The sequence below is a fragment of the Flavobacterium caeni genome (genome assembly GCF_900101895.1).
GTDB lineage: Bacteria > Bacteroidota > Bacteroidia > Flavobacteriales > Flavobacteriaceae > Flavobacterium > Flavobacterium caeni.
Window position 1 is genome coordinate 1 of record NZ_FMVF01000062.1, and the last position, 1,620, is coordinate 1,620.

The following is a 1,620-nucleotide window of genomic DNA, read 5'->3' on the forward strand; positions in this document are numbered from 1 at the left end:
TAATATTCCAACAATTACTTGTGGCACTCCAACAACATTTACAAATATTGGTTATGGAGACCCTAATTATTTTAATGGTTTCGGTGGATGTATCAATAGCAGTACTCAAGGTGGTAAAGAACAGATATACTTAGTTTCTTCCTCTACACCTTATTCAATAAATGTTTCAAATGCAAGTGGTGGTGTTGTGCAATATCTTTGGAAATTAGCAAGCTTAGAATGTGATAATTCAAATTGGACTTGTCTCGAAAGAAAAAGTCCGACAGAATTAGGATTGGTAGCAAATACGAATACAATTCCTTTAAATGTCCCAATTTATCTAATGCTAAATGCTGAGTCAGCAAACTCAACTACTACAAATGTATTTAATATTAATTGTACACCACTCGGCAATGAGGATTTTTTAAACGAACCTGTAAGAGTTTATCCCATTCCTGTAAAAACTGTATTAAATCTCCAGTTTCAAAATGAAATTAGAATTGATAAAGTGATTATAACAGACATCACTGGTAAAAAGATTTTAGAACAAAATACTGTGTCAACTCAGATAAATGTTGAGAACTTAGCAAAAGGAATCTACATAATTGAAATATACTCAGAGAGCAAGAAATTTAAAAATAAATTTATTAAAGAGTAAGTCTCGTAGATTTTATATAAATAAACTTAACCCTTCTATTTACAAAATTGGGAGGGTTATTTTTTTTTGAATTAATTACAAACATCTAGGCAAAAGTAAAAGGCATCTGGTAACAGCCGCCACGCGATCATTGCTGGTTTTTCTTAACCGGAAGCTTTGTTTTCACGTTGAACTTTCTATCTTAGCGGAGAATACTCGGTTCGCTTTTCCGCAACGTCGCGTGGCGGCGAAACGTTGTAAGCAATAGATGAGAAACAACCGTAAAAACAAGAACTATGATAAGATTTTATTTAGATCCCGAAGATGATGAATTAGAGATTAGCCCAGAGGAATGGGAAGACATACAAGAAGATATTTTGGACATTATGTACGATAGAGATGACCCAGATTTCGATAATGACCAAATAAGTGACGACGCAGATAATTTTTGTGATTAAAATGAAAAATATCAATTATAAGAATGGGCAAACCCTTTGGAACGGAGAAACACTTTTTTATTCAAATGGCAAACTAGCATGGCATCAAAATATGGGATATTATCCAAACGGTCAAGTAGCATCTGCCGGCTTTAATGGCTTTTGGAAAAACGGCGAAAGAGCTTGGGAGGGAAATCAAGCTTACGATGAAGATGGCTCCCACATGGGCGGAATTGGCGTTGCGTTGATTCTAAATAGAATATTTGTTCTTTTAGTAAGTGCAAATGAAGTTGCAATTGATATTAATAGAGGCACGAAGCGATTCACTCTTATCAAAAAGTAATAATATCTACTGCTTACAACAGCGCAGTTAAGCAAGAGCTGGATTTCGGTAGGTTGAACGTTCGGTTTTCACGAAGAATGTTTTATCTTGGCAGAGAGTACTCAGTCCGCTTTTCCGCTCCTGCGTAACTGCGCGAAACGTTACATGACAGCGCCGAGGAAACCCGGAAAATCGTTTACAAAATCAACTTCGTCAGCCAATCTTTGTCGATAATTTTTAAATTA

3 protein-coding genes are annotated in these 1,620 nt (G+C 35.5%); all 3 read left to right on the top strand.

Annotated elements, in window-relative coordinates:
• A partial coding sequence (locus BLP55_RS16915; RefSeq protein ID WP_139149808.1) for a T9SS type A sorting domain-containing protein occupies positions 1-637 on the top strand: 637 nt, incomplete at its 5' end.
• Positions 638-912: 275 nt separating this feature from the next.
• Complete coding sequence (locus BLP55_RS17125) at positions 913-1,074, top strand: hypothetical protein (protein WP_170826904.1); 162 nt, start codon at positions 913-915, stop codon at positions 1,072-1,074.
• A 1-nt stretch (position 1,075) separates the two neighbouring features.
• Positions 1,076-1,396, top strand: a complete 321-nt coding sequence (locus BLP55_RS16510; protein WP_091147486.1) for a hypothetical protein — start codon at positions 1,076-1,078, stop codon at positions 1,394-1,396.
• The last annotated feature ends 224 nt before the right edge of the window (positions 1,397-1,620 follow it).